This is a genomic window from Citrobacter sp. MGH110, from assembly GCF_001037515.1.
Lineage (GTDB): Bacteria > Pseudomonadota > Gammaproteobacteria > Enterobacterales > Enterobacteriaceae > Citrobacter > Citrobacter portucalensis.
The window spans coordinates 1-20971 of record NZ_KQ089832.1; the positions used below are offsets into that span (position 1 = coordinate 1).

32 protein-coding genes and 1 rRNA gene are annotated in these 20971 nt (G+C 50.4%); 6 read left to right on the forward strand and 27 right to left on the reverse strand.

What is annotated here, in order from left to right:
• Nucleotides 1-20 precede the first annotated feature (20 nt).
• Nucleotides 21-1562, reverse strand: a 16S ribosomal RNA gene (locus SK38_RS19935).
• Between the two features lie 474 nt (nt 1563-2036).
• On the opposite strand from SK38_RS19935, the gene SK38_RS19940 reads away from it, so the two are divergent.
• Nucleotides 2037-2591, forward strand: a complete 555-nt coding sequence (locus SK38_RS19940; RefSeq protein ID WP_003031171.1) for a gamma carbonic anhydrase family protein — start codon at nt 2037-2039, stop codon at nt 2589-2591.
• On the opposite strand, the gene SK38_RS19945 is transcribed toward SK38_RS19940, so the two are convergent.
• Genes SK38_RS19945 through dprA form a run of 6 tightly spaced genes read right to left on the reverse strand, consistent with a single transcriptional unit; the run spans nt 2567 to nt 6359 of the window.
• Entirely contained in the window at nt 2567-2824 is a 258-nt protein-coding gene (locus SK38_RS19945) for a DUF1488 family protein (protein WP_008786281.1), read from the reverse strand. The genes SK38_RS19940 and SK38_RS19945 overlap by 25 nt on opposite strands.
• A complete protein-coding gene (aroE, locus tag SK38_RS19950; RefSeq protein ID WP_048236919.1) occupies nt 2821-3642 on the reverse strand; it encodes a shikimate dehydrogenase in 822 nt (273 codons plus the stop codon). The genes SK38_RS19945 and aroE overlap by 4 nt, the downstream gene beginning before the upstream one ends.
• 1 nt (nt 3643) lies before the next feature.
• A complete protein-coding gene (tsaC, locus tag SK38_RS19955; protein ID WP_048236920.1) occupies nt 3644-4216 on the reverse strand; it encodes an L-threonylcarbamoyladenylate synthase type 1 TsaC in 573 nt (190 codons plus the stop codon).
• 4 nt (nt 4217-4220) lie between these two features.
• Nucleotides 4221-4763, reverse strand: a complete 543-nt coding sequence (locus SK38_RS19960; protein WP_008786284.1) for a DNA topoisomerase family protein — start codon at nt 4761-4763, stop codon at nt 4221-4223.
• A 26-nt stretch (nt 4764-4789) separates the two neighbouring features.
• Nucleotides 4790-5263 (reverse strand): DUF494 family protein Smg, encoded by a 474-nt coding sequence (gene smg / locus SK38_RS19965; RefSeq protein WP_003031162.1) that lies wholly within the window; start codon nt 5261-5263, stop codon nt 4790-4792.
• Nucleotides 5235-6359 carry a DNA-protecting protein DprA gene (dprA, locus tag SK38_RS19970; RefSeq protein ID WP_048236921.1) on the reverse strand — a complete coding sequence of 375 codons (1125 nt, stop codon included), beginning with the start codon at nt 6357-6359 and terminating at the stop codon, nt 5235-5237. Before dprA ends, smg begins: the two co-directional genes overlap by 29 nt.
• 129 nt (nt 6360-6488) lie before the next feature.
• On the opposite strand from dprA, the gene def reads away from it, so the two are divergent.
• From def to mscL, 5 genes are all read left to right on the forward strand, one after another.
• Entirely contained in the window at nt 6489-6998 is a 510-nt protein-coding gene (gene def, locus SK38_RS19975) for a peptide deformylase (RefSeq protein WP_003828283.1), read from the forward strand.
• Nucleotides 6999-7012: 14 nt separating this feature from the next.
• Nucleotides 7013-7960 carry a methionyl-tRNA formyltransferase gene (gene fmt / locus SK38_RS19980; RefSeq protein ID WP_008786286.1) on the forward strand — a complete coding sequence of 316 codons (948 nt, stop codon included), beginning with the start codon at nt 7013-7015 and terminating at the stop codon, nt 7958-7960.
• A gap of 51 nt (nt 7961-8011) precedes the next feature.
• A complete protein-coding gene (rsmB, locus tag SK38_RS19985; RefSeq protein ID WP_048236922.1) occupies nt 8012-9301 on the forward strand; it encodes a 16S rRNA (cytosine(967)-C(5))-methyltransferase RsmB in 1290 nt (429 codons plus the stop codon).
• Nucleotides 9302-9322: 21 nt separating this feature from the next.
• Nucleotides 9323-10699, forward strand: coding sequence for a Trk system potassium transporter TrkA (trkA, locus tag SK38_RS19990; protein ID WP_003031153.1), 1377 nt, complete (start codon nt 9323-9325; stop codon nt 10697-10699).
• Between the two features lie 141 nt (nt 10700-10840).
• The gene (mscL, locus tag SK38_RS19995) at nt 10841-11254 is read left to right on the forward strand and encodes a large-conductance mechanosensitive channel protein MscL (RefSeq protein ID WP_003031152.1); all 414 of its coding nucleotides are present in this window, start codon (nt 10841-10843) and stop codon (nt 11252-11254) included.
• Here mscL and arfA read toward each other — a convergent pair.
• The 20 genes from arfA to rplN form a co-directional block, all read right to left on the reverse strand.
• A complete protein-coding gene (gene arfA / locus SK38_RS20000; protein WP_003828276.1) occupies nt 11251-11469 on the reverse strand; it encodes an alternative ribosome-rescue factor ArfA in 219 nt (72 codons plus the stop codon). The genes mscL and arfA overlap by 4 nt on opposite strands.
• 57 nt (nt 11470-11526) lie before the next feature.
• Complete coding sequence (zntR, locus tag SK38_RS20005) at nt 11527-11952, reverse strand: Zn(2+)-responsive transcriptional regulator (protein WP_048236923.1); 426 nt, start codon at nt 11950-11952, stop codon at nt 11527-11529.
• Nucleotides 11953-11962: 10 nt separating this feature from the next.
• Nucleotides 11963-12331, reverse strand: a complete 369-nt coding sequence (locus tag SK38_RS20010) for a DnaJ family domain-containing protein (RefSeq protein WP_048236924.1) — start codon at nt 12329-12331, stop codon at nt 11963-11965.
• A gap of 107 nt (nt 12332-12438) precedes the next feature.
• Complete coding sequence (rplQ, locus tag SK38_RS20015) at nt 12439-12822, reverse strand: 50S ribosomal protein L17 (RefSeq protein WP_001216370.1); 384 nt, start codon at nt 12820-12822, stop codon at nt 12439-12441.
• 40 nt (nt 12823-12862) lie between these two features.
• Entirely contained in the window at nt 12863-13852 is a 990-nt protein-coding gene (locus tag SK38_RS20020; protein ID WP_003031139.1) for a DNA-directed RNA polymerase subunit alpha, read from the reverse strand.
• Nucleotides 13853-13877: 25 nt separating this feature from the next.
• The gene (gene rpsD, locus SK38_RS20025; RefSeq protein ID WP_003031138.1) at nt 13878-14498 is read right to left on the reverse strand and encodes a 30S ribosomal protein S4; all 621 of its coding nucleotides are present in this window, start codon (nt 14496-14498) and stop codon (nt 13878-13880) included.
• A 33-nt stretch (nt 14499-14531) separates the two neighbouring features.
• On the reverse strand, nt 14532-14921 hold the full coding sequence (gene rpsK / locus SK38_RS20030; protein WP_003031137.1) for a 30S ribosomal protein S11: 390 nt from the start codon (nt 14919-14921) through the stop codon (nt 14532-14534).
• A gap of 16 nt (nt 14922-14937) precedes the next feature.
• A complete protein-coding gene (rpsM, locus tag SK38_RS20035; protein WP_003031135.1) occupies nt 14938-15294 on the reverse strand; it encodes a 30S ribosomal protein S13 in 357 nt (118 codons plus the stop codon).
• Between the two features lie 146 nt (nt 15295-15440).
• On the reverse strand, nt 15441-15557 hold the full coding sequence (rpmJ, locus tag SK38_RS20040; RefSeq protein WP_000868187.1) for a 50S ribosomal protein L36: 117 nt from the start codon (nt 15555-15557) through the stop codon (nt 15441-15443).
• A gap of 30 nt (nt 15558-15587) precedes the next feature.
• A complete protein-coding gene (gene secY / locus SK38_RS20045; protein WP_001118864.1) occupies nt 15588-16919 on the reverse strand; it encodes a preprotein translocase subunit SecY in 1332 nt (443 codons plus the stop codon).
• Nucleotides 16920-16926: 7 nt separating this feature from the next.
• The gene (gene rplO / locus SK38_RS20050) at nt 16927-17361 is read right to left on the reverse strand and encodes a 50S ribosomal protein L15 (RefSeq protein WP_003031132.1); all 435 of its coding nucleotides are present in this window, start codon (nt 17359-17361) and stop codon (nt 16927-16929) included.
• Nucleotides 17362-17364: 3 nt separating this feature from the next.
• A complete protein-coding gene (gene rpmD / locus SK38_RS20055; RefSeq protein WP_001140434.1) occupies nt 17365-17544 on the reverse strand; it encodes a 50S ribosomal protein L30 in 180 nt (59 codons plus the stop codon).
• Nucleotides 17545-17547: 3 nt separating this feature from the next.
• Nucleotides 17548-18051: a 30S ribosomal protein S5 gene (gene rpsE, locus SK38_RS20060; RefSeq protein WP_003031131.1), complete on the reverse strand. Its 504-nt coding sequence runs from the start codon at nt 18049-18051 to the stop codon at nt 17548-17550.
• A gap of 14 nt (nt 18052-18065) precedes the next feature.
• Nucleotides 18066-18419 (reverse strand): 50S ribosomal protein L18, encoded by a 354-nt coding sequence (gene rplR / locus SK38_RS20065; RefSeq protein WP_000358960.1) that lies wholly within the window; start codon nt 18417-18419, stop codon nt 18066-18068.
• Between the two features lie 9 nt (nt 18420-18428).
• Complete coding sequence (gene rplF, locus SK38_RS20070) at nt 18429-18962, reverse strand: 50S ribosomal protein L6 (protein ID WP_003031129.1); 534 nt, start codon at nt 18960-18962, stop codon at nt 18429-18431.
• Nucleotides 18963-18974: 12 nt separating this feature from the next.
• A complete protein-coding gene (rpsH, locus tag SK38_RS20075) occupies nt 18975-19367 on the reverse strand; it encodes a 30S ribosomal protein S8 (protein WP_003031127.1) in 393 nt (130 codons plus the stop codon).
• A gap of 30 nt (nt 19368-19397) precedes the next feature.
• Nucleotides 19398-19703 (reverse strand): 30S ribosomal protein S14, encoded by a 306-nt coding sequence (gene rpsN, locus SK38_RS20080; RefSeq protein WP_003031125.1) that lies wholly within the window; start codon nt 19701-19703, stop codon nt 19398-19400.
• Nucleotides 19704-19717: 14 nt separating this feature from the next.
• Nucleotides 19718-20257 (reverse strand): 50S ribosomal protein L5, encoded by a 540-nt coding sequence (gene rplE, locus SK38_RS20085; RefSeq protein ID WP_003031123.1) that lies wholly within the window; start codon nt 20255-20257, stop codon nt 19718-19720.
• Nucleotides 20258-20271: 14 nt separating this feature from the next.
• Complete coding sequence (gene rplX / locus SK38_RS20090; RefSeq protein WP_003031122.1) at nt 20272-20586, reverse strand: 50S ribosomal protein L24; 315 nt, start codon at nt 20584-20586, stop codon at nt 20272-20274.
• Between the two features lie 10 nt (nt 20587-20596).
• On the reverse strand, nt 20597-20968 hold the full coding sequence (gene rplN, locus SK38_RS20095) for a 50S ribosomal protein L14 (protein ID WP_000613954.1): 372 nt from the start codon (nt 20966-20968) through the stop codon (nt 20597-20599).
• Nucleotides 20969-20971 lie beyond the last annotated feature (3 nt).

Sequence of the window (20971 nt, forward strand, 5' to 3'; positions counted from 1 at the left end):
CAAAGGTCGGTTCTTTAAGGTAAGGAGGTGATCCAACCGCAGGTTCCCCTACGGTTACCTTGTTACGACTTCACCCCAGTCATGAATCACAAAGTGGTAAGCGCCCTCCCGAAGGTTAAGCTACCTACTTCTTTTGCAACCCACTCCCATGGTGTGACGGGCGGTGTGTACAAGGCCCGGGAACGTATTCACCGTGGCATTCTGATCCACGATTACTAGCGATTCCGACTTCATGGAGTCGAGTTGCAGACTCCAATCCGGACTACGACATACTTTATGAGGTCCGCTTGCTCTCGCGAGGTCGCTTCTCTTTGTATATGCCATTGTAGCACGTGTGTAGCCCTACTCGTAAGGGCCATGATGACTTGACGTCATCCCCACCTTCCTCCAGTTTATCACTGGCAGTCTCCTTTGAGTTCCCGGCCTAACCGCTGGCAACAAAGGATAAGGGTTGCGCTCGTTGCGGGACTTAACCCAACATTTCACAACACGAGCTGACGACAGCCATGCAGCACCTGTCTCAGAGTTCCCGAAGGCACCAAAGCATCTCTGCTAAGTTCTCTGGATGTCAAGAGTAGGTAAGGTTCTTCGCGTTGCATCGAATTAAACCACATGCTCCACCGCTTGTGCGGGCCCCCGTCAATTCATTTGAGTTTTAACCTTGCGGCCGTACTCCCCAGGCGGTCGACTTAACGCGTTAGCTCCGGAAGCCACGCCTCAAGGGCACAACCTCCAAGTCGACATCGTTTACGGCGTGGACTACCAGGGTATCTAATCCTGTTTGCTCCCCACGCTTTCGCACCTGAGCGTCAGTCTTTGTCCAGGGGGCCGCCTTCGCCACCGGTATTCCTCCAGATCTCTACGCATTTCACCGCTACACCTGGAATTCTACCCCCCTCTACAAGACTCTAGCCTGCCAGTTTCGGATGCAGTTCCCAGGTTGAGCCCGGGGATTTCACATCCGACTTGACAGACCGCCTGCGTGCGCTTTACGCCCAGTAATTCCGATTAACGCTTGCACCCTCCGTATTACCGCGGCTGCTGGCACGGAGTTAGCCGGTGCTTCTTCTGCGAGTAACGTCAATTGCTGCAGTTATTAACCACAACACCTTCCTCCTCGCTGAAAGTACTTTACAACCCGAAGGCCTTCTTCATACACGCGGCATGGCTGCATCAGGCTTGCGCCCATTGTGCAATATTCCCCACTGCTGCCTCCCGTAGGAGTCTGGACCGTGTCTCAGTTCCAGTGTGGCTGGTCATCCTCTCAGACCAGCTAGGGATCGTCGCCTAGGTGAGCCGTTACCCCACCTACTAGCTAATCCCATCTGGGCACATCCGATGGCAAGAGGCCCGAAGGTCCCCCTCTTTGGTCTTGCGACGTTATGCGGTATTAGCTACCGTTTCCAGTAGTTATCCCCCTCCATCGGGCAGTTTCCCAGACATTACTCACCCGTCCGCCACTCGTCACCCAAGGAGCAAGCTCCTCTGTGCTACCGTTCGACTTGCATGTGTTAGGCCTGCCGCCAGCGTTCAATCTGAGCCATGATCAAACTCTTCAATTTAAAAGTTTGATGCTCAATGAATTAAACTTCGTAATGAATTACGTGTTCACTCGTTGAGACTTGGTATTCATTTTTCGTCTTGCGACGTTAAGAATCCGTATCTTCGAGTGCCCACACAGATTGTCTGATAAATTGTTAAAGAGCAGTTGCGACGCGCTTTAGCGCTCTGTCGCGAGGTGGCGTATATTACGCTTTCCTCTTTCAGAGTCAACCCTCATTTTCAGGTTTTTCTCTTCAACCGAACCGGCTGTTTGCGTGAAGTGATTCACATCCGCCGTGTCGATGGAGGCGCATTATAGGGATCCCATTTTTTAGCACAAGTATTTTTTGGATCTTTTTTTCTGAATGCTTGTTTTTCACTCCTTTCGCTACATTCCTGCGCAATTTGGCTGATTTTTGATAGCTAAACCACTTGCACAGTCTTAATAATCCAACCAAAGTCTTCATTACTGCTCTATTTTCGTTGAGGTAAACATGTCTGATGTACTGCGTCCTTATAAGGATCTTTTCCCACAGATCGGAAATCGCGTGATGATCGACACCAGCAGTGTCGTCATTGGTGATGCTCGTTTGGCTGATGATGTCGGAATTTGGCCACTGGTTGCCATTCGTGGCGACGTTAACTATGTGCAAATTGGTGCCCGTACAAACATTCAGGACGGCAGCGTTCTCCATGTCACACATAAATCCACGTCTAATCCGCAGGGTAATCCATTGATCGTGGGTGAGGATGTAACGGTCGGTCATAAGGTCATGCTACACGGCTGTATCATTGGCAACCGCGTATTAGTCGGCATGGGTTCGATTCTGCTGGATGGCGTGGTAGTAGAAGACGACGTTATGATTGGGGCTGGGAGCCTGGTTCCCCAAAACAAACGCCTGGAAAGCGGGTATCTGTACCTGGGAAGCCCGGTTAAACAAATCCGTCCATTAAGCGATGAAGAGAAAGCAGGCTTACAATATTCAGCTAACAACTATGTTAAGTGGAAAGATGAATATTTAAGTCAGAGTAACCACACCCAACCTTGAGCATCTTCCTGCTGGGCCTGGATCAATCCTTCAGCTTCTTCTTCCAGATCCCAGCGATGCTGTTGAAAGATTTCTAACCACTGTTCAGGCGTGTCGCCGCCAAAGCGGGACGCCAGCATCTCTCCAGATATGGCACATGTTAACTGCATACCATGAACCATCGCCGGAAACACAACGGCGTTGACATCCGTGCGCCATTCTTCTCGATCGGGAAACTGGATCGCCTGATTCATGCCGACAATTCCTGCTGCATGCTTTTAATGACGGGTTCAATCTGCGGCAAAACCCCATGCCAGAGTAAAACGGCGTGCGCTGCTTGCCCCACCAGCATACCCAGGCCATCAGCATATTGTTTCGCCCCATGTTCGGCACACCAGGAGAGGAACGGTGTATCTCCTTTCTGATAAAACATGTCATAACAATAGACAGATGGGTGAATAAGAGATGTCGGAATAGCCGGTATCTCACCGCTAATTCCGCTGGATGTCGCGTTAATAATCAAATCAAAACTGTAATTATCAAGCTCGTCCATTCCTACCGCCTGTACGCTGCCGGTATGGGAGAAGATTTGTGCCAGCTCTTCAGCGCGCGAAGCGGTACGGTTAACAATAGTCACCGCACAATCCATAGAAAGAAGAGGTAATAAAACTCCACGGGATGCACCACCCGCACCAATCAGCAGAACTCGCGATCCGGGACGAATGAAAGATAAACGCTCAAGATCGCTCAACAAGCCGATACCATCCGTGTTGTCTCCCAGTAAACGCCCATCCTCCAGCCGTTTAAGGGTGTTGACCGCTCCAGCAAGCGATGCCCGCTCCGTTAGTTCATCGGCGCGTGCAAATGCCTCTTCTTTAAAAGGCACGGTGACATTTGCCCCCTTCCCGCCCTCAGCAAAAAAAGCGTACAGGGTATTCACAAAATCATTGATGGGTGCCAATACACGCCCGTAGGAGTGATCAATCTTCAGCTGCTCTGCAAATTGCAGATGAATAAAGGGCGATTTACTGTGCGCTATCGGATTACCAAAAACAGCATAGGCTTCTTTCATATTACCCCTGTCGAAACTGTTCACCTGTCAGAGCATCACGGATCTCCGAAGGATTCAAACGCCCCCCGGTCTCCCCTTCAACCACGGGAAAGTCTGTACCGAACTGTGCGCGAACTTCCTCTACCGTTCTGCAAGGCGGTAAGCCACTCAAATTAGCACTGGTAGAAACTAACGGTTTGCCATAAGCCTGGCACAACACAACCACCAGCGGGTGATCGGTGACGCGAACAGCCAGAGAATCAAAGCGCCCGGTCAACCAGCGTGGCGTTGTCGCAAGCGCTGGGAAAACGAAGGTAACAGGACCAGGCCAACGGGCGAAAACAGCGTCACGTTGAGCATCGGTGAGCATGCTATCGTCGATATACGGTTTAAGTTGTTCAAAGTTTGACGCGATTAAAATTAACCCTTTATCGACCGGACGTTGTTTTAGCGCCAACAAACGGGTTACAGCCGTTTCGCTATCGGGGTCGCAGCCGACACCAAATACAGCTTCAGTTGGATAGGCGATGACTTTTTCTTGTTTCAGAACCGCTATCGCCGCAGCGATAGCGTCTGTGGGCAGGCTATTATTCACTTTTTTATTCCGCCGAAATCGGCTTTCCACATTGTTTACTGGCACAGAAATGCTTCACACCCTGCGCGGTTTTCTTTTCGATGAGAAGCGGATAATGACACTCAGGACATTCTCCGGCTAACGGTTTGAAGTTAATGACAAACTGGCACTCCGGATAGCGATCGCAGGAGTAAAAGGTTTTGCCATAACGGGAACGCCGCTGGACAAGATGACCAGTCTGGCATTGAGGACAGACTATTGCTGTTTCATCAGGCTTGTCGATGAGCTCGGTGTGATCGCACGCAGGATAGTCACTGCATCCAATAAACATACCAAATCGTCCCTGTCTCAGCACCAGCTCAGCGCCACATGCAGGACAAAGCTTACCCTCCAGAACTTTGACAACATGTCCGTCCGCGGAAGATTTCAGCGGACGGATGTAATCGCATTCTGGATAGTGTGAACAACCGAGAAACGGACCGTGTTTCCCGGAACGAATAACCAGTTCAGCCCCGCATTGTGGGCAGGGCTCGTTTTTACGCACCGTGAACAGTGCTGATTTAGCCATAACAACTCATACTGAATGAAGATTGATTAATGCAGCATACCTTCATTCACTTCAAAGAGTAATTCTTCCATTTGCTGATAGGCATTTTCACAACCTGGAATGTTGAATAGCACCATCAGAATCACCCACTTCAGGTCTTCCAGATCGAACTCTGCCGTATCTAGCGCGAGTACGCGCTCAATAACCATTTCTCGCGTTTCGAGGTTTAGCACCTGAATCTGCTCCAGGAATAGCAGGAATCCTCTACAGCTTGCATCCAGTCGGTCGCACTCTTCCGCAGTATAAATACGTATAGAAAGAGGGTCCGATGCCAGCTGCATAGGTTCAGCAAGACCATCCTGATAGTCAGCAAGCTTCTCCAGCCAAAGTAACGCGTTGTAAATGTCTTCACGATCAAAACCAGCGTCGGTAAGATCCCGTTCCAGTTTGTCCTGATCCACACGCAGCTCAGCTTCGTTATGGATATATGTCTCAAACAAATACATTAGTACGTCGAACATGGCATGCCCTCCTCAATCGGACATAGCCGCCGGGTACAGCTGCGATCCACCCTGCTAACTCCAGTTCGAGCAGTTGAGCCACTACCTCTGGCACAGGTTGGCCGGCACGTTCAGCGACGACGTCAACAGGTGTTACCTCATCTCCTACGTTAGCCAGGAGCTCCGGAAATGGCAATGCCACCTCTTCGTGATCTGGCGAATAAATTGATTTTTCAGGTTCATCTGGCAACCATTGCAGCCCATATTGCAAATTTTCAAGAATTTCCTCTGGTGTCGTCACAAGCATGGCTCCCTGCTGAATAAGCCAATGCGGGCCTTCACTTCCCGGGCTCCCAATCGGCCCAGGTAAAGCAAACACCTCTCGCCCTTGTTCAATTGCACAGCGAGCAGTAACCAGCGACCCGCTACGCTGTGCAGCTTCGACAACCAGTACACCTTTACTTAGACCACTGATAATGCGATTTCGTCGGGGAAAATTGCGCGGCAAAGGGAGCATATCTAATGGGAACTCAGACACCAGTGCGCCCCCTGCCTCAATCAGTCGCTCCGCAAGACGGATATGCTGTCGTGGGTGAATGGTCTCAAGTCCATTTCCCAGCACCGCAATACTTGTGCCTTGTCGATTTATCGCAGCATTGTGCGCCACGCCATCAATCCCCCGGGCCAGACCGCTGGTGATCGTCACCCCACATGCAGCAAGCTTTTCACAAAACAACCGTCCCCAGCGTTCGCCATACCATGAGTGTTGTCGACTACCGACAACGGCAACTTGAAATGAGTGGAGGCATGCGGTAGCTCCTGCAACAAAAAGCACCCCAGGATAATCCTCAATCGCACGGAGCTGTGGCGGATAATGCTCGCTGTCGGCAACCACAAAATGGTGGTTAGGCTGTTCAAGCCAGCGCAGCGTTTTTTCCAGCGTCAGATCTGAAAAGGTTAAAAAGCGTCTTGCCTGGCGTGGAGAGAATCCTGCCTGCAAGAGTACCGCGTTGTTAATGCACGGTTGAGTGTTGAGCCAGTGAGCAACGCGCACTATCTCATCACCATACAGTTCATTCACTTGCGCTAAACGTAGCCAAATTTCGATTTGGGTCATCCCTGTTCCCCTGCCACAAGCAGTCCTGGCAATCTTTGCGATTGGTCACTGATGCTGTCAATCAGAGGGGGTTTTGTCTAGAATAGAGGTAATAATCTTTTCAACTCCTGAACACAACTCTGGATAACTATGTCAGTTTTGCAAGTGTTACATATTCCGGACGAGCGGCTTCGCAAAGTCGCAAAACCGGTTGAAGAAGTGAATGCAGAAATTCAGCGTATCGTTGATGATATGTTCGAAACGATGTACGCCGAAGAAGGTATCGGTCTGGCAGCAACACAGGTCGATATTCATCAGCGCATCATTGTTATTGATGTCTCTGAAAATCGCGATGAGCAGTTGGTACTCATTAACCCAGAACTGCTGGAAAAAGACGGCGAAACCGGCATTGAAGAAGGCTGTCTGTCTATTCCTGAACAGCGTGCGTTAGTACCGCGTGCAGAGAAAGTAAAAATTCGTGCGCTCGATCGCGACGGCAAATCTTTTGAACTGGAAGCCGATGGCCTGCTCGCTATCTGCATTCAACATGAAATGGATCACCTGGTCGGTAAACTATTTATCGATTATCTGTCTCCGTTGAAGCAACAACGCATTCGTCAGAAAGTTGAAAAACTCGACCGCCTGAACGCCCGAGCTTAAGGACAAGGATCAACGTGTCAGACTCACTACGTATTATTTTTGCGGGTACACCTGACTTTGCAGCGCGTCATCTCGACGCGCTGCTGTCTTCTGGACATAACGTCGTTGGCGTGTTTACCCAACCGGACCGCCCGGCGGGACGCGGTAAAAAGCTGATGCCCAGCCCGGTAAAAGTGCTGGCAGAAGAAAAAGGGATACCGGTCTTTCAACCCGTCTCTCTTCGCCCTCAGGAAAACCAGCAGTTGGTTGCTGATTTACACGCAGACGTGATGGTGGTGGTGGCATATGGCCTGATTCTGCCAAAAGCCGTACTGGAAATGCCGCGCCTGGGTTGTATCAACGTTCACGGTTCCCTGCTTCCGCGCTGGCGGGGTGCAGCACCGATCCAGCGCTCACTGTGGGCAGGCGACGCCGAAACCGGTGTTACCATCATGCAGATGGATGTTGGCCTCGACACCGGTGATATGCTGCTGAAGCTGTCCTGCCCAATTACGGCAGAAGATACCAGCGGTTCGTTATATGACAAGCTGGCAGACCTGGGGCCTCAGGGGCTGATTGAAACGCTAAAACAGCTGGCTGCAGGTACAATAAAACCGGTGGTACAAGACGAATCACTGGTTACGCATGCAGAAAAACTCAGCAAAGAAGAGGCCCGTATCGACTGGTCGCTTTCGGCTGTTCAATTGGAACGCTGCATCCGCGCCTTTAACCCCTGGCCAATGAGCTGGCTTGAAATCGATGGTCAGCCAGTGAAAGTCTGGCAAGCTTCGGTTATTGCTGTAAACACCCAGGCCGAGCCAGGCACCATTCTAGAGGCGACAAAGCAGGGTATCCAGGTCGCAACAGGCGACGGCATTCTGAATCTTATCTCTTTGCAGCCTGCCGGTAAAAAAGCCATGAGCGCGCAGGATCTACTTAATTCGCGCCGGGAGTGGTTCGTGCCCGGAAACCGTCTGGCCTGACGGTTCATCTCTTTAAGCCCGGTGTCTCCGGGCATTTTTATTTTTGCGCTTATGAAAAAACATCTTAATTTACGCAGTATGACGGCCCAGGCCGTCGAACAGGTTGTCGAGAAAGGACAATCACTAAGTAACGTGCTGCCCGCCATGCAGCAAAAAGTTGCCGATAAAGACAAAGCACTGTTACAGGAACTTTGCTTCGGCGTATTGCGTACACTCTCTCAACTGGAGTGGATGATCCAGCAACTGATGGAACGTCCAATGACGGGCAAACAGCGCACCGTTCACTACCTGATCATGGTGGGCTTCTACCAACTGTTGCATACTCGTATTCCAGCACACGCTGCGTTAGCTGAGACCGTAGAAGGCGCGGTCGTTATTAAGCGTCCACAGCTGAAAGGGCTGATCAACGGCGTACTGCGCCAGTTTCAACGCCGTCAGGATGAACTGCTGGCCGAGTTTGCGCAAAGCGATTTGCGCTTCTTACACCCTTCCTGGCTGGTGAAACGTATTAAGAGTGCGTATCCGCAGAAGTGGGAAGCCATTCTTGAAGCCAATAACCAGCGACCGCCGATGTGGCTACGAGTCAATCGTAATCACCATACTCGCGACGCCTGGCTAGACCTGCTTACCGAAGCGGGTTTGACAGGTTTCCCGCATCCAGACTACCCGGATGCAGTGCGTCTGGAAACACCGGCTCCAGTTCACGCCCTCCCTGGTTTTGACGAAGGTTGGGTCACCGTTCAGGATGCTTCCGCTCAAGGATGCGTAAATTATCTGTTGCCGGAGGACGGTGAGCAGATCCTCGACCTGTGCTGTGCGCCGGGCGGTAAAACTACTCACATTCTGGAAGTTGCTCCGCTAGCTAACATCATGGCCGTCGATGTGGATGAAAAACGCTTATCGCGCGTTTACGACAATCTGAAACGTCTGGGCATGAAGGCAACCGTAAAACAAGGGGATGGCCGCTATCCACAGCAGTGGTGCGGTGAACAACAGTTTGACCGTATTTTGCTGGACGCCCCTTGTTCTGCTACCGGGGTGATCCGTCGCCATCCGGATATCAAATGGCTGCGCCGCGACCGGGATATTGCCGAACTTGCCCAATTACAGGCTGAGATCCTGAATGCTACCTGGTCACATCTTAAATCTGGCGGCACGCTGGTGTATGCAACGTGTTCTATCCTGCCAGAAGAGAACCAGCAGCAAATTGCCGCCTTCCTGGCACGCACACCGGATGCGGTATTAAGCGAAACCGGTACGCCGGAAAAACCCGGACGTCAGAATTTACCGGGTGCGGAAGATGGTGATGGCTTCTTTTACGCTAAGCTAATCAAAAAGTGATGAGATAACGGGTCGCGACTGATGAAAATTATCATTCTGGGCGCAGGGCAAGTTGGCGGTACGCTGGCTGAAAACCTGGTCGGAGAGAACAACGATATCACGGTAGTCGATACCAATGGCGAACGCCTGCGCAGCCTGCAGGACAAGTTTGATCTCCGTGTCGTGCAAGGGCATGGTTCGCATCCCCGCGTATTGCGTGAAGCCGGTGCCGACGATGCCGATATGCTGGTTGCCGTAACCAGCTCAGATGAAACAAATATGGTTGCCTGCCAGGTAGCTTATTCACTGTTTAATACGCCTAATCGCATCGCCCGTATTCGTTCACCAGATTACGTTCGCGATGCCGACAAGCTGTTCCAATCCGATGCGGTGCCAATCGATCATCTGATTGCACCTGAGCAACTGGTTATCGATAGCATTTATCGCCTGATTGAATATCCGGGCGCATTGCAGGTGGTGAATTTTGCCGAAGGTAAAGTCAGTCTGGCAGTAGTAAAAGCCTATTACGGCGGGCCGCTTATTGGTAATGCGCTGTCAACAATGCGTGAGCATATGCCGCACATCGACACCCGCGTTGCAGCGATTTTCCGTCATGACCGACCGATCCGTCCGCAAGGTTCTACGATCGTTGAAGCGGGTGATGAAGTCTTCTTTATTGCGGCATCACAGCATATACGCGCCGTAATGAGTGAACTGCAGCGTCTGGAAAAGCCGTACAAACGCATTATGTTAGTGGGTGGCGGTAATATCGGTGCGGGTCTGGCACGTCGTCTGGAAAAAGATTACAGCGTCAAACTGATCGAACGTAATCAACAACGCGCATCCGAACTTGCAGAGAAACTACAAAATACGATCGTCTTTTTTGGTGATGCTTCGGATCAAGAGTTACTGGCCGAAGAACATATCGATCAGGTCGATCTGTTCATCGCAGTGACCAACGATGATGAAGCAAATATCATGTCGGCGATGCTTGCCAAACGGATGGGTGCCAAGAAAGTAATGGTGTTGATCCAGCGCAGAGCATACGTCGATCTGGTGCAAGGCAGCGTGATCGATATTGCGATTTCACCGCAGCAGGCGACCATCTCCGCGCTGCTGAGCCACGTGCGTAAAGCTGATATTGTTGGCGTTTCTTCACTTCGCCGTGGCGTCGCGGAAGCCATTGAAGCCGTCGCACACGGGGATGAAACGACGTCGAGAGTTGTAGGGCGTTCAATTGATGAAATTAAACTTCCGCCCGGAACCATTATTGGCGCCGTTGTACGTGGTAACGATGTCATGATTGCCAACGATAACCTGCGCATTGAGCAGGGCGATCACGTAATTATGTTCCTGACAGATAAAAAGTTTATTACCGACGTCGAGCGACTATTCCAGCCAAGTCCTTTCTTCCTGTAATAATTTGGGCGCTAATACAGCGCCCTTTTTATTTCCCTTTATTTTTCATGGTCTAATAAATTTTCCTTTCGGCAATACATAAATGGAAATTGCCTAAACATTTGTTAAACTTATAAACGTCAGCTGCATAGGGAGAATAAAATGAGCATTATTAAAGAGTTTCGCGAATTCGCGATGCGCGGGAATGTTGTCGATTTGGCAGTGGGTGTCATTATTGGTGCGGCATTCGGTAAGATTGTTTCATCACTGGTTGCCGATATCATTATGCCGCCGCTGGGGCTGTTAATTGGTGGAATTGATTTTAAACAGTTTGCTTTAACGCTACGTGATGCACAGGGAGACATCCCTGCCGTGGTCATGCATTACGGTGTATTTATTCAAAATGTATTCGATTTCATTATTGTTGCGTTTGCTATCTTTATGGCAATCAAACTGATCAACAAACTGAACCGTAAAAAAGCGGAAGAGCCGGCAGCACCGCCAGCTCCATCGAAAGAAGAAGTATTGCTAAGTGAAATTCGTGACCTGCTGAAAGAACAGAATAATCGCTCTTAAGCACTCACTGAAACTAGAAGGCCAGTGGTAAAAAAGTTAATTACTTTCTTGCCACTGGCCTCCCAGTTACCCCGATTGCCATGTTTGCCTTTTCGCAGATAACTTCCTTTCCCTTTCTTATTTTTCTCAACGCGCTGTCTGAACAGTGGGTCATGCAGAAGCGCCTCAATGGCGTTGTCCTTTATCTGCCCTTTGGTGTGCTGATAACGACTCATAATATCTCCAGTTTGTAGTAATTTACGCCGCGAGTGTAGACCTGGCAGTTCAAGAAATCAACATCCTGTCGTTGTTCCACTAGCGCCTTGCTCAAGAGCTTCAAGAATAGAGCAGTACACGCTGCTGTGTGCCTTGCCGCAGCATGCATCATTCAATCGCTGCAGTGACCGCTGCATCGTCTGAAGTTCAGCAATGCGGGCTTCGACTTCTTGCAGTCTTTCCTGGACGATCCCTTTTGACTCCTGACAGGTATGGTGTTCGGGATCAACCCGGATCGAAAGCAATTCACGGATCGACTCCAGAGTGAAACCAAGCTGCCGGGCATAACGAATAAACTTCAAGCGCTGAAGATCGCTTTCTGTATAGAGGCGAAATCCACCTTCAGTACGCACTTCATGCTCCATCATCTGCTGCTTTTCATAGTAGCGGATAGTATCTGGCGTGACGTCAGCCAGTTTCGCTATTTCACCAATTCGGTACATGCTCTCTCCGCTATTCATCGTTGATCTTTTTTAGCAGCTTATCTGCGTAGTCACCGCGCAAAAACTCGGTGCTGAGTCCAGCCTGCCGAAGTTTAAGTTCCAATAGCGACAATCTTCGGCTCATCTCCGGATAACTGGGATCATCTTTGCGGATCCCCGCGAGTATTTCAAGCAGCTGTATTGCCTCTCTGCGTTGCTCGAGCTCAGGAGGAAGGCAACCTGCATTTTTTAATAAACGGTATCCAGCTCGGAGTTCAGGCGGGACATGGGAGTCATCGTCAAGAGTCAGCGGTTCGCCCGTTCCCGGTAAATCATCAAACTCGCCTTTAGACTGTGCATCAATAATATGGCGCTCTGCCCACTGGTCAAGTAACCACATACAGCACTCCAGGGGATGAACAAAAAGAGTACAGATATTGTAGATAAGTGGGGATATGACGGATATAAAAAAACCCGCCGAGGCGGGTTTTTTTACGTTACTACAGATTACTCTGCAGCAGCTTCTGTTTTCTCTGAACGATCAACCAGCTCGATGTATGCCATCGGCGCGTTGTCGCCTGCACGGAAACCACACTTCAGAATGCGAGTGTAACCACCGGCGCGGCTCGCAAAACGCGGGCCCAGTTCGTTAAACAGTTTTGCCACGATCTCGTTATCACGAGTACGGGCGAATGCCAGACGACGATTAGCTACGCTATCAGTCTTGGCAAGAGTAATCAGCGGCTCAACTACGCGACGCAGCTCTTTCGCTTTCGGCAGAGTCGTCTTGATGATTTCATGACGAACCAGTGAACCTGCCATATTGCGGAACATAGCCTGGCGATGGCTGCTGTTGCGGTTCAGTTGACGACCACTCTTACGATGGCGCATGACCTTATCCTTCTCAGTAAAACCTTAACCTGTGATCCGGTTACTCGTCAGCGATGCTTGCCGGTGGCCAGTTTTCCAGGCGCATGCCCAGAGACAGTCCACGGGAAGCCAGCACGTCTTTAATCTCGGTAAGAGATTTTTTACCAAGGTTAGGCGTCTTAAGAAGCTCAACCTCAGTACGCTGTACCAGATCACCGATATAGTGGATAGCTTCTGCTTTGAGGCAGTTAGCAGAGCGGACAGTCAATTCCAGATCGTCAACAGGGCGCAGCAGGATCGGATCGAATTCTGGTTTCTCTTCTTTAACTTCCGGCTGACGTACATCACGTAAATCAACGAAAGCTTCCAGTTGTTCAGCCAGAATGGTTGCCGCACGACGAATCGCCTCTTCAGGATCGATTGTGCCGTTGGTTTCCATTTCGATGACCAGCTTGTCCAGGTCGGTACGCTGTTCTACACGCGCTGCTTCAACATTGTAGGCAATACGCTCTACAGGGCTGTAGCATGCGTCGACCAGCAGACGGCCGATTGGGCGCTCATCTTCTTCCGAATGAATTCGGGTAGAAGCCGGCACATAACCACGACCGCGCTGAACTTTGATACGCATGCTAATAGATGCATTCTCATCGGTCAGGTGGCAGATCACGTGCTGTGGCTTGACGATTTCGACATCACCATCATGGGTAATGTCGGCTGCAGTCACAGGGCCAATGCCAGATTTATTCAAGGTAAGAATAACGTCATCTTTACCCTGAACTCTCACCGCCAGCCCTTTCAGGTTGAGCAGGATTTCCAGGATATCTTCCTGAACGCCTTCTTTGGTGCTGTACTCATGTAGTACACCATCAATCTCAACCTCGGTCACCGCGCAACCCGGCATCGATGAGAGCAGAATACGGCGCAGTGCGTTACCCAAAGTATGGCCAAAGCCACGCTCTAAAGGCTCAAGGGTCACCTTGGCGTGCGTCGAACTCACTTGCTCGATATCTACCAGGCGCGGTTTTAGAAACTCTGTCACAGAACCCTGCATTGTGTCCTCTCTTTGGTACTAAGCTTTACTTGGAGTAAAGCTCGACGATCAGGTGTTCGTTAATGTCCGCAGACAGATCAGAACGCTCCGGCTTACGCTTGAACGTACCTTCCATCTTGCCAGCATCAACTTCCAGCCAGGTTGGCTTTTCACGCTGCTCAGCCAGCTCCAGAGCGGCTTTCACGCGAGACTGCTTCTTCGCTTTCTCACGAATGCTAACAACGTCATTCGGACTAACCTGATAAGAAGCGATGTTAACAACACGACCGTTTACCATAATTGCTTTATGGCTGACCAGCTGACGTGCTTCTGCACGAGTGGCACCGAAGCCCATACGGTATACAACGTTGTCCAGACGACCTTCCAGCAGACCCAACAGGTTTTCACCGGTGTTGCCTTTCAGACGTGCTGCTTCTTTGTAGTAGTTACGGAACTGACGCTCCAGCACACCGTAGATACGGCGAACTTTTTGCTTTTCACGCAACTGCACACCATAGTCAGACAGACGCGGTTTACGCGCACCGTGCTGGCCAGGAGCTTGTTCAATTTTACACTTGGTATCGATCGCGCGAACGCCAGACTTAAGGAATAAGTCAGTGCCCTCACGACGGCTCAGCTTGAGCTTAGGACCCAAATATCTTGCCATTTTCTTTCTCCAACAATCCTAGAAACGACGGCGTTATACGCGACGTTTTTTCGGCGGACGACAACCGTTATGAGGGATCGGAGTCACATCAGTAATATTAGTGATGCGGAAACCAGCGGCGTTCAGAGCACGAACAGTAGATTCGCGACCTGGACCCGGTCCTTTGACCATAACTTCCAGATTCTTGATACCGTATTCTTTTACGGCTTCAGCGCAACGCTCTGCTGCAACCTGAGCTGCAAACGGAGTGGATTTGCGAGAACCACGGAAACCGGAACCACCGGCTGTTGCCCAACCCAGTGCGTTACCCTGACGATCAGTAATGGTAACGATGGTGTTGTTAAAAGAAGCATGGATATGAGCCACGCCGTCAGAGACTTGTTTTCTTACACGTTTACGTGCACGAATTGGTGCCTTTGCCATTATTCAATCACCCCGATTATTTCTTGATCGGTTTGCGCGGACCCTTACGGGTACGTGCGTTGGTCTTGGTACGCTGACCGCGAACCGGGAGACCACGACGATGACGCAAACCGCGATAGCAACCAAGGTCCATAAGGCGCTTGATGCTCATGCTAACTTCACGGCGCAGATCACCTTCAACGACAAATTTGGCAACTTCGTCACGCAGCGTGTCGATTTGTTCTTCAGACAGCTCACTGATCTTAACATCTTCAGCGATACCCGCGGCAGCCAGAATGGCTTTAGAACGGGTCTTGCCGACGCCGTAGATCGAAGTTAATGCGATCACAGCATGTTTCTGATCAGGAATGTTAATGCCTGCTATACGGGCCACTATGCACTCCTACTATTTAATATGTACGCACCATGCTGAAAAGCCCGTTTTCAGGATACTCAAATGGAAACGCACAGACATACAAAAGATTGGCTGGCTAATCTAGCCAGCTCAACCCAACTTTGCAAGAAAAATATGCGAATAAATCAGCCTTGGCGCTGTTTATGCTTCGGCTCGGCACTGCAAATCACACGGATGACACCATCACGCTTAACGATTTTGCAGTTACGGCATAATTTCTTGACGGAAGCACGAACTTTCATTTTTACTCTCCGTAACTTCTCGGGCGACTGTTAACGGCCGTAGCCTTTCAGATTCGCCTTCTTCAATGCAGACTCGTACTGACTTGACATCATCAGAGTTTGCACTTGAGCCATAAAGTCCATAATCACGACAACAACGATAAGCAGTGAGGTCCCACCGAAGTAGAACGGTACTTTCATTGCATCACGCATGAACTCCGGGATCAGGCAGATAAAGGTAATGTAGAGCGCACCAACCAAAGTCAGGCGGGTCATTACTTTATCGATATACTTCGCCGTTTGCTCTCCCGGACGAATTCCTGGTACAAATGCACCGGACTTCTTCAGGTTATCTGCTGTTTCACGCGGGTTGAAAACCAACGCCGTGTAGAAGAAACAGAAGAATATGATTGCAGACGCATAGAGTAACACATAAAGCGGTTGCCCAGGCTGCAAATACAGCGAAATTGTTGTCAGCCAGTTCCAACCAGTCCCACCCCCGAACCATGACGCGATGGTCGCCGGGAACAGAATAATACTGGAAGCGAAGATTGCCGGGATTACCCCCGCCATATTCACTTTCAGCGGTAAATGTGTGCTCTGTGCAGCATAGACACGACGACCTTGCTGACGTTTTGCGTAGTTTACCACAATACGGCGTTGACCACGCTCAACAAATACAACAAAGAACGTCACTGCGAATACTAATACTGCAACCAACAGCAACACGAGGAAGTGCAGGTCGCCTTGACGCGCTTGCTCGATAGTATGGGCAATGGCTGGCGGGAGTCCCGCGACAATACCGGCGAAGATAATGATTGAGATACCGTTGCCGATACCACGTTCAGTAATCTGTTCGCCCAACCACATCAGGAACATCGTCCCTGTAACCAGACTTACAACAGCGGTGAAATAGAATGCAAAGCCTGGGTTCATCACCAGGCCCTGCATACCAGGCATATTCGGCAGACCGGTAGCAATACCGATCGACTGGAATATTGCCAGCACCAGAGTACCGTAGCGGGTGTACTGGCTGATCTTACGACGACCAGACTCCCCTTCTTTCTTAATTTCTGCCAGCGTTGGATGAACCACCGTCAGCAGCTGGATAATGATCGACGCCGAAATATACGGCATGATCCCCAGAGCAAAGATAGAAGCACGGCTGAGAGCACCACCAGAGAACATGTTAAACATTTCAATGATGGTGCCTCGCTGTTGCTCAAGCAGTTTGGCAAGTACAGCGGCATCAATACCAGGGATCGGAATGAAAGAGCCAATACGGAACACAATCAGCGCGCCGATTACAAACAGCAGTCTGCGTTTCAGCTCGCCTAAGCCACCTTTGGCACTTTGAAAATCTAATCCCGGTTGTTTAGCCATCTGCTACTTATTCCTCGATTTTACCGCCAGCAGCTTCGATAGCAGCACGAGCGCCTTTAGTAACACGCAGGCCACGAACAGTTACCGGAGTAGTGACTTCACCAGCCAGGATCACTTTCGCGAACTCGATCTGGATACCGATAATGTTAGCTGCTTTCAGCGTGTTCAGGTCTACAACACCGCCTTCAACTTTAGCCAGGTCAGACAGACGAACTTCGGCTGTAATCGCTGCTTTACGTGAAGTGAAGCCGAATTTCGGCAGACGACGGTACAGAGGCATCTGACCACCCTCGAAACCGCGACGTACGCCACCGCCAGAACGAGACTTCTGACCTTTGTGACCACGACCACCGGTTTTACCGAGGCCAGAACCGATACCACGACCCAGGCGGCGAGCCGCTTTTTTAGAGCCTTCGGCCGGAGACAGAGTATTTAAACGCATCTCTTACTCCTCAACTTTAACCATGAAGGAAACCGCGTTGACCATACCACGAACAGCAGGAGTATCCTCGCGCTCTACGGTGTGACCAATACGACGCAGACCCAGGCCAAGCAGCGTTGCCTTGTGTTTCGGCAGACGACCGATTGCACTGCGGGTTTGAGTAATTTTAATAGTCTTTGCCATGGTTTATTTCCCCAGAATTTCTTCAACGGATTTACCACGCTTGGCAGCGACCATTTCCGGAGATTTCATATTTTCCAGGCCATCGATAGTTGCACGAACCACGTTAATCGGGTTAGTGGAACCATACGCTTTAGCCAGAACGTTACGAACTCCAGCGACTTCCAGAACGGCGCGCATTGCACCACCGGCGATGATACCGGTACCTTCGGAAGCCGGCTGCATGAATACACGAGAACCCGTGTGAGTACCCTTAACCGGGTGCTGCAGGGTGCCGTGGTTCAGCGCGACGTTAATCATATTGCGACGGGCTTTTTCCATCGCTTTCTGGATCGCTGCTGGAACTTCACGCGCTTTACCGTAACCAAAACCAACGCGACCGTTACCATCACCAACTACAGTCAGAGCTGTGAAGGAGAAAATACGACCACCTTTAACGGTTTTAGATACGCGGTTAACCGCGATCAGCTTTTCCTGCAGTTCGCCAGCTTGTTTTTCGATGTGAGCCATCTTACACCTCTACCTTAGAACTGAAGGCCAGCTTCACGGGCAGCATCTGCCAGTGCCTGGACACGACCATGATATTGGAACCCGGAACGGTCAAAAGAAACATCTTTGATGCCTTTTTCCAGAGCGCGTTCAGCAACAGCTTTACCTACAGCTGCAGCAGCGTCTTTGTTACCGGTGTACTTCAATTGTTCAGCGATAGCTTTTTCTACAGTAGAAGCAGCTACCAGAACTTCAGAACCGTTCGGTGCAATTACCTGTGCGTAAATATGACGCGGGGTACGATGTACCACCAGGCGAGTTGCACCCAGCTCCTGGAGCTTGCGGCGTGCGCGGGTCGCACGACGGATACGAGCAGATTTCTTATCCATAGTGTTACCTTACTTCTTCTTAGCCTCTTTGGTACGCACGACTTCGTCGGCGTAACGAACACCCTTGCCTTTATAAGGCTCAGGACGACGGTAGGCGCGCAGATCTGCTGCAACCTGACCGATCAGCTGTTTATCAGCGCCTTTCAGCACGATTTCAGTCTGAGACGGACATTCTGCAGTGATTCCCGCAGGCAGCTGATGGTCAACTGGGTGAGAGAAACCTAAAGCCAGGTTTACTACATTCCCTTTAACCGCTGCACGATAACCTACACCAACCAGCTGAAGCTTCTTAGTGAAGCCTTCGGTAACACCGACAACCATTGCATTCAGCAGGGCACGCGCGGTACCAGCCTGAGCCCATCCATCTGCGTAACCATCACGCGGACCGAAGGTCAGTGCATTATCTGCATGATTTACTGCAACAGCATCGTTGAGAGTACGAGTCAGCTCGCCGTTTTTACCTTTGATCGTAATAACCTGACCGTTGATTTTTACATCAACGCCGGCAGGAATAACGACCGGTGCTTTAGCAACACGAGACATTTTTTCCTCCGATTAGGCTACGTAGCAGATAATTTCGCCACCAAGACCAGCCTGGCGCGCTGCACGATCAGTCATAACACCTTTAGAGGTAGAAACAACTGCGATACCCATGCCAGCCATAACTTTCGGCAGCTCGTCTTTACGCTTATAAATGCGCAGACCTGGGCGACTGACACGCTGAATGCTTTCTACAACAGCTTTACCCTGGAAATACTTGAGAGTAAGTTCCAGTTCCGGCTTGGTGTCGCCTTCAACTTTAAAATCTTCAATAAAACCTTCTTCCTTCAGCACGTTGGCAATTGCCACTTTCAGCTTGGAGGAAGGCATGGTGACCGCAGCTTTATTCGCGGCCTGACCGTTACGGATACGGGTCAGCATATCCGCGATCGGATCTTGCATGCTCATCTGTCTTTACTCCCGTGATTCAATTGGTAATTACCAGCTAGCCTTTTTCAAGCCTGGTACTTCACCGCGCATGGCGGCTTCACGCAGTTTGATACGGCTCAACCCGAACTTGCCCACATAGCCATGCGGACGACCTGTTTGACGGCAGCGGTTACGCTGACGGGACGGGCTGGAATCACGCGGCAGAGACTGCAGCTTGAGAACTGCGTTCCAACGATCTTCGTCGGTCGCGTTCACATCAGAGATAATAGCTTTCAGTTCAGCGCGTTTTGCGAAGTACTTATCAGCTAAAGCTACGCGCTTTACTTCGCGTGCTTTCATTGATTGCTTAGCCATTCAGTAACCCTACCTTACTTGCGGAACGGGAAGTCAAAGGCAGCCAGCAGAGCACGGCCTTCTTCATCAGATTTCGCAGTAGTGGTAATGGTAATATCCAAACCACGCACGCGGTCGACTTTATCGTAGTCGATTTCTGGGAAGATGATCTGCTCACGGACACCCATGCTGTAGTTACCACGACCGTCGAAAGACTTAGCGGACAAGCCACGGAAGTCACGGATACGTGGAACAGCAATAGTGATCAGGCGCTCAAAGAACTCCCACATGCGTTCGCCACGCAGAGTTACTTTACAGCCGATCGGATAGCCCTGACGGATTTTGAAGCCTGCAACTGATTTGCGTGCTTTGGTGATCAGCGGTTTTTGACCGGAGATTGCTGTCAGGTCAGCTGCTGCGTTATCCAGCAGTTTCTTGTCAGCGATCGCTTCACCAACACCCATGTTCAGGGTGATCTTCTCGACCCGAGGGACTTGCATGACAGAATTGTAGTTAAACTCAGTCATGAGTTTAGCGACTACTTCGTCTTTGTAGTAATCATGCAGTTTCGCCATCGTACTACTCCAAATTACTTGATAGTTTCGCTGTTAGATTTGAAGAAACGGACTTTTTTGCCGTCTTCGAATCTAAAGCCTACACGGTCAGCCTTGCCGGTTGCCGCGTTGAAGATAGCAAGGTTAGAGATCTGAATAGCTGCTTCTTTCTCTACGATGCCGCCTGGTTGGTTCAGGGCCGGAACCGGCTTCTGATGTTTCTTAACCAGGTTGATACCTTCAACAATGACCTTGCCGGAAGACAGGACATTCTTAACTTTACCGCGTTTACCTTTATCTTTACCGGTTAACACGATAACTTCGTCATCACGACGGATCTTCGCTGCCATGATTCGCTCCTTAGAGTACTTCTGGTGCCAGAGAGATAATTTTCATGAACTTCTCGTTACGAAGTTCACGAGTTACCGGCCCAAAAATACGCGTACCGATAGGTTGCTCGCTGTTATTGTTTAAAATAACGCATGCATTACCATCGAAGCGAATGACAGAACCGTCCGGGCGACGAACACCCTTCTTGGTGCGCACCACTACCGCCTTCAGCACATCACCTTTTTTGACCTTACCACGCGGAATTGCTTCCTTGATGGTGATCTTGATGATATCGCCGACGCCTGCGTAGCGACGGTGCGAGCCACCCAGAACCTTGATACACATTACGCGACGTGCACCGGAGTTGTCGGCGACGTTCAGCATAGTCTGTTCTTGGATCATTTT

Bases quoted from the DNA above. Each gene is read 5' to 3' on its own strand.
- SK38_RS20010 (WP_048236924.1), bottom strand. From the start codon at position 12,331: ATGTGGTTACTTGACCAGTGGGCAGAGCGCCATATTATTGATGCACAG.
- SK38_RS19960 (WP_008786284.1), bottom strand. From the start codon at position 4,763: ATGGCTAAATCAGCACTGTTCACGGTGCGTAAAAACGAGCCCTGCCCA.
- rplO (WP_003031132.1), bottom strand. From the start codon at position 17,361: ATGCGTTTAAATACTCTGTCTCCGGCCGAAGGCTCTAAAAAAGCGGCT.
- trkA (WP_003031153.1), top strand. From the start codon at position 9,323: ATGAAAATTATCATTCTGGGCGCAGGGCAAGTTGGCGGTACGCTGGCT.
- rpsE (WP_003031131.1), bottom strand. From the start codon at position 18,051: ATGGCTCACATCGAAAAACAAGCTGGCGAACTGCAGGAAAAGCTGATC.
- rplF (WP_003031129.1), bottom strand. From the start codon at position 18,962: ATGTCTCGTGTTGCTAAAGCACCGGTCGTTATTCCTGCCGGCGTTGAT.
- rpsN (WP_003031125.1), bottom strand. From the start codon at position 19,703: ATGGCTAAGCAATCAATGAAAGCACGCGAAGTAAAGCGCGTAGCTTTA.
- smg (WP_003031162.1), bottom strand. From the start codon at position 5,263: ATGTTCGACGTACTAATGTATTTGTTTGAGACATATATCCATAACGAA.
- zntR (WP_048236923.1), bottom strand. From the start codon at position 11,952: ATGTACCGAATTGGTGAAATAGCGAAACTGGCTGACGTCACGCCAGAT.
- rplE (WP_003031123.1), bottom strand. From the start codon at position 20,257: ATGGCGAAACTGCATGATTACTACAAAGACGAAGTAGTCGCTAAACTC.
- rpsH (WP_003031127.1), bottom strand. From the start codon at position 19,367: ATGAGCATGCAAGATCCGATCGCGGATATGCTGACCCGTATCCGTAAC.
- rplX (WP_003031122.1), bottom strand. From the start codon at position 20,586: ATGGCAGCGAAGATCCGTCGTGATGACGAAGTTATCGTGTTAACCGGT.
- rpmJ (WP_000868187.1), bottom strand. From the start codon at position 15,557: ATGAAAGTTCGTGCTTCCGTCAAGAAATTATGCCGTAACTGCAAAATC.
- arfA (WP_003828276.1), bottom strand. From the start codon at position 11,469: ATGAGTCGTTATCAGCACACCAAAGGGCAGATAAAGGACAACGCCATT.
- SK38_RS19945 (WP_008786281.1), bottom strand. From the start codon at position 2,824: ATGAATCAGGCGATCCAGTTTCCCGATCGAGAAGAATGGCGCACGGAT.
- rplN (WP_000613954.1), bottom strand. From the start codon at position 20,968: ATGATCCAAGAACAGACTATGCTGAACGTCGCCGACAACTCCGGTGCA.
- SK38_RS20020 (WP_003031139.1), bottom strand. From the start codon at position 13,852: ATGCAGGGTTCTGTGACAGAGTTTCTAAAACCGCGCCTGGTAGATATC.
- SK38_RS19940 (WP_003031171.1), top strand. From the start codon at position 2,037: ATGTCTGATGTACTGCGTCCTTATAAGGATCTTTTCCCACAGATCGGA.
- rplR (WP_000358960.1), bottom strand. From the start codon at position 18,419: ATGGATAAGAAATCTGCTCGTATCCGTCGTGCGACCCGCGCACGCCGC.
- dprA (WP_048236921.1), bottom strand. From the start codon at position 6,359: ATGACCCAAATCGAAATTTGGCTACGTTTAGCGCAAGTGAATGAACTG.
- rpsD (WP_003031138.1), bottom strand. From the start codon at position 14,498: ATGGCAAGATATTTGGGTCCTAAGCTCAAGCTGAGCCGTCGTGAGGGC.
- def (WP_003828283.1), top strand. From the start codon at position 6,489: ATGTCAGTTTTGCAAGTGTTACATATTCCGGACGAGCGGCTTCGCAAA.
- rpmD (WP_001140434.1), bottom strand. From the start codon at position 17,544: ATGGCAAAGACTATTAAAATTACTCAAACCCGCAGTGCAATCGGTCGT.
- mscL (WP_003031152.1), top strand. From the start codon at position 10,841: ATGAGCATTATTAAAGAGTTTCGCGAATTCGCGATGCGCGGGAATGTT.
- rplQ (WP_001216370.1), bottom strand. From the start codon at position 12,822: ATGCGCCATCGTAAGAGTGGTCGTCAACTGAACCGCAACAGCAGCCAT.
- rpsK (WP_003031137.1), bottom strand. From the start codon at position 14,921: ATGGCAAAGGCACCAATTCGTGCACGTAAACGTGTAAGAAAACAAGTC.
- secY (WP_001118864.1), bottom strand. From the start codon at position 16,919: ATGGCTAAACAACCGGGATTAGATTTTCAAAGTGCCAAAGGTGGCTTA.
- rsmB (WP_048236922.1), top strand. From the start codon at position 8,012: ATGAAAAAACATCTTAATTTACGCAGTATGACGGCCCAGGCCGTCGAA.
- aroE (WP_048236919.1), bottom strand. From the start codon at position 3,642: ATGAAAGAAGCCTATGCTGTTTTTGGTAATCCGATAGCGCACAGTAAA.